The 12,261-nt window shown below is 71.8% G+C and carries 10 protein-coding genes and 1 pseudogene; 2 read left to right on the top strand and 9 right to left on the bottom strand.

Translation table 11 applies throughout. The features are described from left to right. From IE271_RS38980 to IE271_RS38955, 7 genes and pseudogenes are all read right to left on the bottom strand, one after another. Nucleotides 1–214 (bottom strand): annotated as a pseudogene (locus tag IE271_RS38980) (RNA-binding protein); the annotation flags it as partial. Nucleotides 215–948: 734 nt separating this feature from the next. Beyond that, nucleotides 949–1,236: a hypothetical protein gene (locus IE271_RS38975; protein WP_190195189.1), complete on the bottom strand. Its 288-nt coding sequence runs from the start codon at nucleotides 1,234–1,236 to the stop codon at nucleotides 949–951. 188 nt (nucleotides 1,237–1,424) lie between these two features. Beyond that, nucleotides 1,425–2,144, bottom strand: coding sequence for a GAF and ANTAR domain-containing protein (locus tag IE271_RS38970; protein WP_190195188.1), 720 nt, complete (start codon nucleotides 2,142–2,144; stop codon nucleotides 1,425–1,427). Nucleotides 2,145–2,263: 119 nt separating this feature from the next. Then, on the bottom strand, nucleotides 2,264–2,980 hold the full coding sequence (locus IE271_RS38965) for an ANTAR domain-containing protein (RefSeq protein WP_190195187.1): 717 nt from the start codon (nucleotides 2,978–2,980) through the stop codon (nucleotides 2,264–2,266). A 530-nt stretch (nucleotides 2,981–3,510) separates the two neighbouring features. Then, the gene (locus IE271_RS38960; RefSeq protein ID WP_229919920.1) at nucleotides 3,511–4,374 is read right to left on the bottom strand and encodes an ISAs1 family transposase; all 864 of its coding nucleotides are present in this window, start codon (nucleotides 4,372–4,374) and stop codon (nucleotides 3,511–3,513) included. After that, on the bottom strand, nucleotides 4,371–4,688 hold the full coding sequence (locus tag IE271_RS42995) for a transposase family protein (protein WP_229919919.1): 318 nt from the start codon (nucleotides 4,686–4,688) through the stop codon (nucleotides 4,371–4,373). Before IE271_RS42995 ends, IE271_RS38960 begins: the two co-directional genes overlap by 4 nt. 275 nt (nucleotides 4,689–4,963) lie before the next feature. Beyond that, a complete protein-coding gene (locus IE271_RS38955) occupies nucleotides 4,964–5,455 on the bottom strand; it encodes a translationally-controlled tumor protein (protein ID WP_190195185.1) in 492 nt (163 codons plus the stop codon). Nucleotides 5,456–5,823: 368 nt separating this feature from the next. On the opposite strand from IE271_RS38955, the gene IE271_RS38950 reads away from it, so the two are divergent. Then, on the top strand, nucleotides 5,824–6,150 hold the full coding sequence (locus tag IE271_RS38950; protein WP_190195184.1) for a DUF6233 domain-containing protein: 327 nt from the start codon (nucleotides 5,824–5,826) through the stop codon (nucleotides 6,148–6,150). Nucleotides 6,151–6,392: 242 nt separating this feature from the next. Here the strand turns inward: IE271_RS38950 and IE271_RS38945 are convergent, their stop codons facing one another. Beyond that, on the bottom strand, nucleotides 6,393–8,513 hold the full coding sequence (locus IE271_RS38945) for an ATP-binding protein (RefSeq protein WP_190195183.1): 2,121 nt from the start codon (nucleotides 8,511–8,513) through the stop codon (nucleotides 6,393–6,395). 592 nt (nucleotides 8,514–9,105) lie between these two features. Continuing rightward, on the bottom strand, nucleotides 9,106–11,232 hold the full coding sequence (locus tag IE271_RS38940) for an ATP-binding protein (protein WP_190195182.1): 2,127 nt from the start codon (nucleotides 11,230–11,232) through the stop codon (nucleotides 9,106–9,108). Nucleotides 11,233–11,397: 165 nt separating this feature from the next. On the opposite strand from IE271_RS38940, the gene IE271_RS38935 reads away from it, so the two are divergent. Continuing rightward, nucleotides 11,398–12,129 (top strand): PP2C family protein-serine/threonine phosphatase, encoded by a 732-nt coding sequence (locus tag IE271_RS38935; RefSeq protein WP_190195181.1) that lies wholly within the window; start codon nucleotides 11,398–11,400, stop codon nucleotides 12,127–12,129. The last annotated feature ends 132 nt before the right edge of the window (nucleotides 12,130–12,261 follow it).

The following is a 12,261-nucleotide window of genomic DNA, read 5'->3' as shown; positions in this document are numbered from 1 at the left end:
CGGTGCGGGCGTCGAGCTCGAACAGCTCCACCGCCCGCATCCGCTCCGAGGAGGCGGCCACCAGCTGCAGGGGTGCGCCGGCCGCGGCGAGCATCACCCCGGCGTCGCTGATGTCGAGGAGGTCCATGCAGTGCTCGGTGACCCGGTAGAGGAACTCCGCCGGATCGAAGTCGGCGACCAGCACATCGGCCAGGTCGATCAACGCGGCCGTCACGCGCCGCTCACGCGGAAGAACGGCGGGTTCTTCCCCACTCGGCGGATCAGAGGCAGGGGCAGGCATGGTCAAGGCGCTTTCCGCATCGTCGGTGTCAGCGACCGCAACCGGAAGAAGCACGCACGGGGACTGGGTGGAGACCACCCGGCCACGCACTGACCTGAAAGCTATATCTACTCGCCCCCGTACCTGCCCGCCAGACCCCCGCCCCCGTCGAAATGCAGGACCGCCTCACAGCCGCCCCGGGGCGACGTGGCGGGCCGGCCGTCCAGGCGCGGCACGTCCGTACGGCGTAGCGGACACCGCGGCGTGCTGCGGATGATGCTCACGGCCGTGCGGCGCCAGCGTGGAGACAACGTCCCAGACGCCTCGGCCGGCCTTCACCGCTTGGCGGTGTGCCGGAGGGCACGACTTGACCCAGGCGCGTGGTCCGGCCCGCCTGACGGTGCGGGCCGGACCCGCAGGAAGAGTGCGGGGAAGGCGTCATCGGCCTTCCAGCACGGGCTTGCGGCTCTGGCGCAGCGGGGGGAGTGCGAGGATTCCGGCCGGACGATCCCGCGCAGCACGATCGAGGCCGTCGTCGACGGCCAGGAACAGCAGCACAGCTGGGGTCCGGTTCGCCAACCAGAAGCAGCGTCGTGCCGCCCTTCACCGGCGCACAGCGCGGCGCGCTGCGCGCACTGGGAGTGGAGCGGGGGTAACGGGAAGCGTTCGTGCGTCGTTGGGCCGGTTGGTCACGTCGTCTGCGACCAGCACCCCGGCGGGCCCTGGCGCTTGTCCCCCTGGACGGCCGGGACCCGCACCCGTCCCTTCTTGTCGCGCGTAGAGGCAGCCGGTGCGGCGCCGGCCGGGTGGAGCAGGACATGCTCGATGTCCGCCAGGCGCTGGGCGACGGCGTCCAGGAGCCGGCGCACCCGTGCGAGGACCAGGCGCTGCTCGGTGAGCGCCTGGGCGATGCGGAGCATGTCCGTGTCTGTGTCCCGCAGCCGTTGCGCGGCCTGTGCGGTCGCCTGGGGGCTCATGCCGGTCAGTCTCGCAGGCGGCCCACCCCGGCGCGGCCGTCCGCTGTACGGGCCGACGGCAGGCGTCTGGCCGGCAGCCCGGCTTCGTATGCCGTGGCGTGTGTTTGGTTTGTCCGGCACGGGCTGCGTGCCGGTGGTCTGGCCCACGGCTCTTTGCGCCCCCGGAGGGCTGCGGGTTTGTGGTGGTGTCAGGGATCGAGGGCGAGGTGGAGGCGTTCGGCGAGGACGTCGTGGGCGACGTCGCTCAGGGGGCGGTTGTGGCTGAAGGCGTGGGCGCGCAGGCGCAGCAGGGCGTCTTCGATGGTGATGTCCAGGCGGCTGCTGAGGAAGCCGGTGGCCTGGTGGATCTCGGCATGGTGCAGGGACACATCCGGTCCCGGTGCGGTGCCGGTGGGGTCGGCCAGGGTGTCGGGTTGGGTGTTGAGCAGCAGGTTCAAGGCGGTGCGGGCGAAGGCGTCGAACTCGAGTCGATGGACGACGGTGAAGGGGCCGGGGGTGGTGCGGTAGCCGGTCAGGGTGCCGACGGTGGCCACGCCCAGGCGCAGGGGGACGGCGATGACGGCGCGGGCGGGGGTGTCGCAGGCGGCGGGGGTGAAGACCGGCCAGCGCTGGGCGGCCGCCGGGGTGGTCAGGTCTGCTTCGGTGACGGCCTTGGCGGTGCGGGCAGCGTCCACGGTGGGGCCCTCGCCCAGCGTGTACTGCCACTCCTCCAGGCCGGCACCCAGGCCGTCGGCAGTGGTGCCCCACAGCGGCTCCAGCGTGCCGGAGGCGGCGCGCAGGCTCAGGGTCAGGGCCTGCAGGTGCAGCAGACGGGCGGCCGTGGCCGCAGAGGCGGCGGACAGGTCGCGTCCGTCCAGGGCGGCCTGATGCAGGCGGTGCAGGAGGCGGGTGAACTCGTCATGGGCCATCACGTGCTCCGATGGGCAGCCGGTCGACGTCCGGCTCCCGACCGGAGCACGCTTTTCTGCCCGTGGGCGAGGCGGCAAGGAGACAGGAGACGAAGGGGCCGGCAGTGCCGGGGGGGGCTTCACCGGACCGGGTGGAACTCAGCCGGTATCTTCCCGCGGGCGATCTGGGCTGCCAGGTCGGTCAGCCTTTGCTGCTGGGCGCGGGCGTGGGCGCGCAGGCCGGTCAGGGCCTGGTCCATGGAGATGCCGAAGCGGCCCACCAGCATTCCCTTGGCCTGTTCGACGACGATGCGGCCGTCCAGCGCGGCCTGCAGCTGGGCCAGGACGCCGGCGGTGTCGGCCAGCTCCCGCCGGTGAGCCAGCGTGTAGCCGGCCGTGTCGGCCAGCATCTGCGCCAACTCCATGTCCCCATCATCGAGGGAGGACGGATCGGTCAGGAGCAGGTTGAGCGCGCCCAACAGCATCTGGGGCAGGCGCAGGCTCACCGCGGCCACCGCGGTGACGCCCTCCGCGCGGGCCCGGGGAGCGAAATGCGGCCAGTGCGCGGCCAGATCGGTCGGAGCCAGCGCCGTGCGGGTACGGGCGCTGTCCAGGCAGGGCCCCTCGTCCAGAATGATCTGGTCCTCCGTCAGACGCAGCGACGTCTCGTCGGAGGCGGTGACATAGCTGACGACGCTGTGGTCCAGGACGGTGATGCTCGCGCCGCGCACCGCCAGCAGAGCGACCGCGTGCCCGGTCAGATCGTGCATCAGCTCCAGCGGATCCGCATCCGCCGGGCGGTGGGCCAGATCGGACACGGCCTGCGCGATGCGCACCTCGCGCTCGGTGGTGACCATAGCGGACCCCCATCATGCGGCGTCCGTCGTCCATGACGGCCGCAGGGTCCGGGCACCTCCGCCACACGGCGAAATAAGCGGGACTGACCTTTTCTCAAAGGAAAAGACTACGCCCGTTCCACCAGCCCGTCCACGCCCCTGGCCAGCAGAAAAACCATCCCGGACACCACACAGGAAACACCTGCCCACCCCTGCCAACAGCTGGTGCACCTCGCCCTTGCAGACCTCTTGTGCCCGCCGCACGCCGGCCTTCCTGGAACCGCGACACGAAAGGCCGAAGCGTGCCGCAGCGGGGTCTGGACCACGGCACAGGGCACGGCCGGAAACAGCAGCCGCACCCGCACAAGCGCGCCTTGCCGCGCAAGAGGACCAGCGGCCTGTAGAGCCGTGACCGGTACCGGCCGAGGCGGGACCAGAAGTGGCCCCCGCACCGGGCCCGAGCGTCCGGGAAGCGCAGCGGCCTCGAGTCGGTCCTGAGCACAGGACCAGGGCGCTGCTGTGCGCCTGCCCGTGCCAGGGGCGATGCGTTCTCAGGCTGTGAGTGGGAGCATGGCTGTCGCGTGCTGGGGGCGTGACCGGTAGTGATCGGCTGCGGCGGCGATGTTGGTCCGGCCTGCTTGGCGCATGAGTTTGATGGCAAGGCTGCGCAGGGTGGCCATGGCGCGAGGTGCGGTGCCGGTGCGCACTCGTGAGGCGTTCTCGCCGAACGTCACGTCTGTGACGTGGGGCAAGGCCTCAACTGACCAGTGGTCGTGGGCGAGTTCGGCGCGTTGTGCCGGGCCGGCCTGGTCGGGCGGGAGGCTGGTGACTGCGTAGACGGTCTTCGTCTCGGCCTTGCCGGTGGTGAGGTTGGTGCCGCGGCGCTTGATCTCCAGGGCCTGGACGGCGTGCGGGAAGAGCAGGCCGGGACGGGCGGTGCAGACCTTCAGCCGGCGGACCTCGCGGCGGCCGTGCCCGGCCCCGGTGGTGCGGGCCTGCAGCGGGATCTGGCGCCAGGGCAGGTGTCGCAGCTGCTTGCGCAGCTTCTTCTGGTTGTCCTTGACCACCAGGAGGTAGTGGCCGCCGGCGGCGATGACGTGCTCGGCGTGGGCGCGCCGGGTGTGCATCGCATCGGCGGTGACGACGACGCCGCGCAGGTCGATCCGGTCCAGCAGTGGGGCGAAAGCGGGGATTTCGTTGCTCTTCGCGGTGACCTGGCGCTGGGCGATCACGGTCTGGCAGGCGTGGAGCGCGGCGGCGAGCAGGTGGACGGCCGCGCCGTCGGTGCGGGATCCGCGCACCGTCGTGCCGTCCACGGCCGGACCGACCAGCGTGCCATCGGCCTCGTCGACCGGGTCGGCGGCGTACCGGGCGAGCCAGGTGCCCACGGCGTCGTCGAGCGCGTCGCCGTTCAGGCGGGCCAGGAGCCGTCCCGGTGTGGAGGCGTTGGGGGGCTGGAGGCCGGCCCGGTTTGTTCGCGCAGGTCGGAATCGGTGTCGGCGGCGAAGCGGGCGATGGCGGCCAGGGACGTGGCTCCGCCGAGGGTGGCGACCAGGCACAGCGCGAGCAGGGAGCCCAGGCGGTAACGGCGGCCCCGGACCCGGCGGGGGTCGGGTATCCGCCCCAGCACTTCGGCCAGGGCGGTGAACTGCTGCGGTTCCGGATCCAGGCAGGCGGAGTCGATGTCCTCGCAGTGGCGCTGCAGGACACCGATCAGGGAAGACGGCACGCGAACGCGACCCCTGTTCGTGATCAAAGGCTTCGACAATCTTGATCATCAGGGGTCGCGTCCCTCGTTGCCGAACCGGGCGAACCGCACGCAGCGGTGCGCACGCAGGCGATCAGCTCATCTCGCCAGCTGAGAACGCATCAGCCCTGCCGCCGCACCAATTACAGGGCGGTGAAAGGTGGTTTCTTTGGTGGGTAAATAAGGTGACGCACGCCCATCAGTGCACAGATTGAGGACCGGCTCTATTCCCATGCAGGGGAATCATGGGGAATCGCTCACAGCTTTTGTACCTTGGTACCGTCCTTGAAGAAGGTGAAGTACGGGGTGGTGCCGTCTGCCCGGTAGCTGAGGAGTGCGACCATGCCGTCGGGATCCATGCTTTGGCCGGTGTAGAACTCGTACTTCTCGAAGTCGCCCAGGATTGCCTTGACGAGGGCGCCGGCCTCCTCCTTGAAACTGTTGAGGCGCGCGGGATCGGTGTCCCTCAGCTTGGCCTCCAGTGCCTTCATGTAGCCCTTGATGTGCGTCATGTACGACTTCTTGTCGAATGACGTCTGCTGCAGCTGGAAGGACACCACCACGTTGTTGGCGGTCGAGGCGCCTTCGTCCGGTTCCTCATCCTGGCCGTCTCCTGCGATGTCCACGTCCACGCCTGACTTGACCTGAATCATCTGGCAGTCGACCTCGTAGGCAGCACCGGCCTCCTTGACCGGGAACGCGTCGCTGAAGAGTTCATCGCCATTGATGGTGTCGGTGTAGAGCAGCATGCGGTCTGTCCTGCCTCTTTGGAGTGACGGATCCGGTACACGGCGATCTGGCCTGTCGGCATGGGGCACCATGCCGGGGCTGCTTCGCATGCGCGGTTGGCGGACTGCGTATTCACCGGAGACAGCCAGCGCAATGGCTGCGCAGCCAGTCTCCAACTTCATGGTCACCAAGCCACTCGGGCCAGCGGTCACATCCGCGACGGGTTCACCAGATCGAGCGAGCGCGGGCCAGCACCTGTCCGGACCGCCCCGGTACGGCACACGTGCGCGGACCGCACCACGCGCCCCGACCACAGCACACCGGGGCCACAGCCGGAGCAGCCCGCCCCCTGCCATGCCGAGTGACCAGGCCACCTAAAATCGAATGCATGACCGATTCTTGTCCGTCGTCCCGTCTGGAGCTGCTGGCCTTCGCCGAACGCGTCGCCGAGCAGCATCCGGCGCAGGTGCGCCGATGGAAGGCGGCGGAGGAGCGGGAGCGAGGTGCCGCGGCGCGGCCGGCGGCGCCGGACTGGATGGTGGAACGGAGCCTGGGCGGACGGGCGTCAGCGGTGTATGTGCACGCGGGCGGCTGCCACATGGCGGACAAGCGGGTGAGGGGCGTACCGCGGGAGGTGGCAGTGCGGGCGTTGACGAAGGGCGTGGAGGCCTGCCCGCACTGCCGCCCGGACACGGAACCGGGCGTCCTCGAGTAGCGCGGTGTCGGTGGTCGGGTGTCTGCCGTTCGAGTCGCGCCCTACGCTCAACACGCGCAGGACACGGAGAACCCCGCACGATCACGTGGGCGCGGGGGCGGGCGATGGTGATCGGCCCTGAAGTCCCGTCCGTGGTCCGGACCGCAGGGTAAATGGTCTTTCGCTGGTCGGCGCGCTCAGGCACAGGTGTGGGCGGGCCCGCTTCCACTGATGTGTCGGCGAACGACGGCGCTTCCGGCCTTTCAGGGCTGGTGCAGGGCGTAGGCGAGGCCTTCGTCGATGCTGGTCTGCAGGCCTTCGCGGAAGGCCGCCTCGTACGCGGCGTCCCCGAGGGCTTCGCGTGCCTGCCGCTCGCAGGCGGTGCGGGCGGCGGTGAGTTCGGGCAGTCCGGCCTGGGGGCGGCCGAGGGTGTCCCAGATCTGCTGGGCGGCGCCGAGCAGCCGGGCCGCCCGCTGCCCGTGGCCGCTGTCCGCGGACAGCGAGGCCAGCAGGTCGACGGCTAGCGCGGTGCCGAGGCTGTCGTGGAGCAGGGCCTTGTTCTTCAGGGCGGCCTGGGCGTGCCCGGAGGCCTCCTCCGTCTGGCCGAGTCCGCGCTCTGCCAGCGCCTGGTTGTAGTCGGCATAGGCGCGGGCCCACCGCTCGCCGCGCCGGTCGCACTCCGCGCGCAGGGCGTCGGCCATCGCGACGGCGTCCTCACACTCACCCAGCGCCATGCAGACATACGCCCGGATCGCCCACAGCACCAGGCGCGCCCCGGCGTAGTCGCTGCCGTGGTCCCGGGTGTAGGGCGGCGCCGCATCCATCACTGCGGCAGCCTCCGCAAGCTGTCCGCACTGCAGCAGAGCGGCGCCGTCGAGGTGGGCGGCGGCGGTCAGCATCGCCGGGGCGCCCGCCGCCTCGGCGTCGGCCCGGAACTCCCTTCCCAGCCGCGTAGCCGTGTCGGTGTCGCCCTGGACGAGGGCGGCCATGCCGCAGGCCCAGACTGCCTTGGTGCGGGTCGGGCCGGGGTCCGTCCACCGGGCCAGGGCCTGGTCGAGGTAGCGGCGGCCTTCCCGGGCGTACCCGCAGGCGAACCAGAAGAACCACAGCGCCCCGCCCAGCTCCAGCGCGGCCTGCCCCTCGTCCTCGGTCAGGCAGAAGTCCAGAGCGGTGCGGAAGTTGGCGTGCTCGGCGACCGCGCGCGCGTACCAGGCCACCTGACCGGGGCCGATCCAGGCGGCATCGGCCCGCCGGGCCAGGCCCAGGTAATGGTCGCGGTGGCGGCGGGCGGTGGCCCGCTCCTCGCCCAGCCCGGCCAGCCACTGGGCGCCGAACTCGCGCACCGTGTCCAGCATCGTGTACCGCACCAGCCCCGTCACATACGCCCGCCGCTGCAGCAGCGACTTGCCCACCAGACTGTCCAGCAGCCGCGGCACGTCCGCGGCGGCCAGCGGCCCGCCCGCGCACACCGCCTGCGCTGCCTCCTGGTCGAAACCACCGGCGAAGACGGACAGCCGGGCCCACAGCAGCCGCTCCAGCGGCGCACACAGCTCATGGCTCCAGCCGATGGTGGTGCGCAGCGCCTGGTGCCGCGGCTCGCCGTCGCCGTAGGCGTCGGGGTCGGCGGCGAGCACCTCGAAGCGGGCCTTCAGATGGGCACGGAGCTGGGTGAGGGTCAGCTCGGGCAGCCGGGCGGCGGCCAGCTCGACCGCCAGCGGGATGCCCTCCAGACGGGCACAGATGTCCGCCACCACCGCACGGGCCGCCAGGTCGCCGGCCAGGCCCGGCGCAGCGTGGGCGGCCCGGTCGGTGAAGAGCGCCACCGCGTCCTCCCCCTGCCCGGCGCCGGCCGGCGGGCGGTCCGGCCCGGGGGCGGGCAGCGGGGGCACCGTCACCACGTGTTCGCTCCGGATGCCCAGAAACTGGCGGCTGGTGGCCAGGATGCGCAGCCCGGGAGCTGCGGTCAGCAGCTTCCCGGCGAGGTGGGCGCAGGCGGGGATGAGATGTTCGCAGCAGTCCAGGACGAGCAGCAGGTGTCTGCCGGCCAGCCACTCGCACACCACCTCGGTGGCCGGGCGAGTGGTCCGGTCCGCCAGCCGCAGCGCCTCCATGACCGTCAGCGCGATCAGCTCGCTGTCGCGCTGCCCGGGGGGCAGGGGGGAGAGCTCCACCAGCCACACCCCGTCGGGGAAAGCCGCGCGCGACTCGGCCGCGGCGCGCAGGGCGAGCCGGGTCTTGCCCACCCCACCCACCCCGGTCAGCGTCACCAGCCGGGCCTCCTCCAGGGCGCCGCCGGTCTTGAGCAGCTCGGCCCGCCGGCCGACGAAGCTCGAGGTCTCCTCCGGCATCTCACCCGCCGCCCAGCCCGTCCTGTAGAACCCCACCCTGACCGCCTCCCCCCTGCCCCAGCCCCGCATCAGCCGGCTGCGCCTGCCTGTGCGGGAGGGACCACAGGGCGGAAGATCGCAAAAACGCCGCGCGCCGGTCGACCCTCCAGCGGCACACCTCACGGTCCCACCGCAAGACCCCGCGCGACGCCAGAACAAACTGATACGGCGAACCCAGTCAGATGGCGACTCCCTCATCATGTGAAACGGCTCCCGGAAATCAGGTTCTGGCCCAACTTCTGCGGAGCCGGTCGAAAACGTGGTCGCTCCGCAGCAGCAGACCGATGCGGCGCAGCTCAAGCGCCTCCAACAGGACCGCGCAGAGGAACCCCTGCCTTGCACCACAGAAAGTGAGCCAGAACCTTAGTTTTGATGGCAGTGAGGGCCTTGCGGTGAGGTGCTCCTTATGCTTTCCGGCTGGATCGGTGCATGCCGCTGGTCGGTGAGGTGCTGCGAGTGGCCTGGAGCCGCCTTCGATGCAGTGGCACACCGCGGCGGGTCTGTAGGGAAGCGCGGGGGTGGGATCTTCGGTGGTGCGGGGAGGGAGGGGAGGGATCGGTGGATGCGGCGCCGGGGGGAGAGACGGGGGTCAGCCGGTGGGGTCGGGCTGTGTGGAGGCATGCGATGGGGGGCCGGGCGGGGTGAGGGCTTCTGCGATGCCGGCGTCGGGGGCGGTGGTGCAGCCGGTGTGGAAGGCGGCCTGATAGGCGTCGTCGCCGAGGAGGCGGCGGGCCGTCTTTTCGCACGCGGTGCGGGCCGCGATGAGTTCCGGTGAACCCAGGTGGGGGGTACCGACGGTCTGCCAGATCTGGTCTGCCAGGCCGAGAATGCGGACGCCGTGCTCGGCGTGCCCGGCGGCGATGGTCGCGGAGGCGAGCAGGTCGATGGCGATGGCGATGCCGGTGCTGTCGTGCAGCCGGTGCTTGCCGGCGATGGCGCTGCGGGCGTGGGCGGCGGCTTCCTCGGGCCGGTCCCGTCCCTGGGCGGCCAGGGCGCAGATGTAGTCGCCGTAGGTGCGTACCCAGGTCTCGCCGCGCCCGGCGCACTCGGCGCGTCCGACCGCGGCATCCACCGCGGCGTCGGCGAACCGGCCCAGGTGGACGAAGGCGTAGGCACGGGTCATCCAGGCCAGAATCCATGCCACGTCGTACCGCCCGCCTGTCGGCCGCGTGCGCAGCGTCGCGTCGAGCACTCCCACGGCCGGGGCCGGCTGGCCGCTCAACGCGAGACTGGCGGCCGTCAGGAAGGCGGCGGCGACCGGTGCCGTCTCGTCGGCCTCCTTGGCCACGGCCGTGCGGAAGGCGTCGGCGTAACGGAGGCTGGCCTCGGTGTCGCCCTGGCCGTAGGCGGCCATCCCGCAGGCCCATATGGCCTTAGCGCGGACCGGTCCGGGCGCCGTTCCCTGCGCCAGCGCCCGCTCCAGGTAGTGCTGCCCCTCCTTGCCGAAGCCGCAGGCGTGCCAGAAGAACCACAGGGTCCCGCCCAGCTCCAGCGCGGCCGGTGCGTCTTCCTCGGCGAGACAGTGGTCGAACGCGGCACGGAGGTTGGCGTGTTCGGCGACCATCCGCTCGTACCAGGTGATCTGGTCGGGTCCCATCCAGGCGGCCTCCGCCCGGTGGGCCAGGTGCAGGTAGTAGGTGAGGTGACGGCGCCGCACCGCCCGTTCCTCACCCAGGCCGCGCAGCCAGTGGGCGCCGTATTCGCGCAGGGTGTCCAGCATCCGGTACCGCTCCTCGACCCCGGTGGGCACCCAGGTCAGGATCGACTTCTCCACCAGGGCGGCCAGCAGGTGCGGGACCTGGTGGGGGGGCAGGCGCTCGTCGGCCAGCACCCGGCGCGCGGCCTCGGTGCCGATGGTGCCGGCGAAGACCGACAGCCGCGCCCAGGCCAGGCGTTCAGCCGGGGTACACAGCTCATGGCTCCAGCCGATCGCGGTGCGCAGCGCCTGGTGCCAGGGCGGATCGGCGGCGTGGTCCTCGGTTTCGGTGTTGCCGAGGACGGCATAGCGGTCGTCCAGCCGCTTGTTCAGCTCGGCCAAGGGCATCGCGCGCAGGCGGGCCGCGGCCAGTTCCAGGGCGAGGGGCAGTCCCTCCAGGCGACGGCTCAGGGCGGCCAGCTCGGTGCGGTTGGCGTCGGTGACGGCGAAGCCGGGCACGGCCTGCGTGGCCCGGTCGGCCAGCAGCACCACCGCGTCCGCCGCCTCGTCGACGTCGGTCTCGGGGAGCGGCAGCGGGTCCAGGGCGAGCACCTCCTCGCAGTGCAGGCCGAGCGGGCGGCGGCTGGTGGCCAGGATCCGCAGGCCCGGTGCCACGGTCAGCAGTGTCGCCGCCACCTCGCGGCAGTCTTCGACCAGGTGCTCGCAGGTGTCCCACACCAGCAGCATCTCCCGTCCGGCCAGGTACTCGGCCACTACCTCCAGCATCGATCGGGTGCTCTGGTCGGCCAGCGGCAGCGCCTCGGCGATCGCATACGGCAGCGCCCCCCAGCCGGCGGTGAGCGGGGACAGCTCCACCCACCACGCCCCGTTCGCGAAGCGCGGCTGCAGCCCGCCCGCCGCCCGCCGGGCCAGCCGGGTCTTGCCCACGCCCCCGACCCCGGTCACGGTCACCAGCCGCGACCGCTCGCACAACCGGGCCGCCTCCTCCAGCTCCGCCCGCCGCCCCACCATGCGGCTGGTCTCTTCGGGCAGGTTGCCCACCCGCCGCTCCGCCGCCATGACCACCCCTTGTCCGATCCCGCCGCGGCTTTCTCGTCCGCGGTGACTCGGTGCTAGCACCACGCCGGGCCCGCCCGCAGCACTTCGGCCGCATTGCCCACCGTCCGTCACCGGAAGTGGAAAAGTGCGCCGTGCCTGCTTGCCCATGAGGCATGGAGGCGAGTCGTGCTCGAGCCGGGGGGAGGGGTGGTGCGCACGGACCGTGCCCGGCCGCTGCCGACGCCGATGGACCAGGCATGTCTCGCCCTGGCCGTGCGCGTCCGCCCCGCCGCCGGCGCCCCACTCGGCGGCGATGTGCACGCCGCCGTACCCGCTCCGGCCGGGACCCGCCTCCTCCTGGGCGACGTCAAGGGCCACGGCCCCACCGCCGCCCCGCTGGCTGCCGCGGTCCTCGCCGCCTTCCACCACACCGCCGCCACCGAGCTAGACCCGGCCCGCCTCGCCCACACCCTCGATGCCTGCCTCACCCCTGACCTCGGCCAGGAGGATTTCGTCACCCTACTCCTCGCCGACCTCCGCCCGGACGAGATACGCCTGGTCAACTGCGGCCACCCGCCGCCTGTGCGCATCGATCACCGCATCACCTTCCTCCCTCCGCCACACCCCTCCCCGCCCCTGGGCCTAAGCCCCGAACCGGGCATCCAGCGTATTCGCCTCCTCCCCCACCAGCGCCTGCTCCTGCACACCGACGGCCTCACCGACGCCCGCGCCGAGGACGGCACCTGCTTCCCTCTCGATCAGCGTGCCCTGGCTGCTCTGCGCGCCCCCACCCTCGACCAGGCGCTCGACCGCCTCCTGGACCTCCTTCACCGCCACACCGGATGCTCCACCACGGCCGACGACCTCACCCTGCTCCTGCTCCAGTCAGCCCCGGCCGCCCACCCCACCCCGCCCTGACCGGCCTCGGGGATCAGCGAAACAGCCATCAGCAGTAAGAACTCCTAACAAAAGTGGGCGTGATCCCTTGGAATGAGGCCGTGCGATGGGGTGTTGGCCTTCGCATGAGGAGGGGTGAGCAGCTTCCGTGGA

Source organism: Streptomyces minutiscleroticus (genome assembly GCF_014650875.1).
GTDB classification, from domain to species: Bacteria; Actinomycetota; Actinomycetes; order Streptomycetales; family Streptomycetaceae; genus Streptomyces; species Streptomyces minutiscleroticus.
The sequence above is the reverse complement of the archived record's forward strand: the minus strand, read 5'-3'. Positions and strand labels throughout refer to the sequence as shown.

Coding starts and splice junctions, on each gene's coding strand:
- IE271_RS38975 (WP_190195189.1), bottom strand. CDS start 1,236: ATGAGCCCCCAGGCGACCGCACAGGCCGCGCAACGGCTGCGGGACACA.
- IE271_RS38970 (WP_190195188.1), bottom strand. CDS start 2,144: ATGGCCCATGACGAGTTCACCCGCCTCCTGCACCGCCTGCATCAGGCC.
- IE271_RS38950 (WP_190195184.1), top strand. CDS start 5,824: ATGACCGATTCTTGTCCGTCGTCCCGTCTGGAGCTGCTGGCCTTCGCC.
- IE271_RS38940 (WP_190195182.1), bottom strand. CDS start 11,232: ATGGCGGCGGAGCGGCGGGTGGGCAACCTGCCCGAAGAGACCAGCCGC.
- IE271_RS38965 (WP_190195187.1), bottom strand. CDS start 2,980: ATGGTCACCACCGAGCGCGAGGTGCGCATCGCGCAGGCCGTGTCCGAT.
- IE271_RS38955 (WP_190195185.1), bottom strand. CDS start 5,455: ATGCTGCTCTACACCGACACCATCAATGGCGATGAACTCTTCAGCGAC.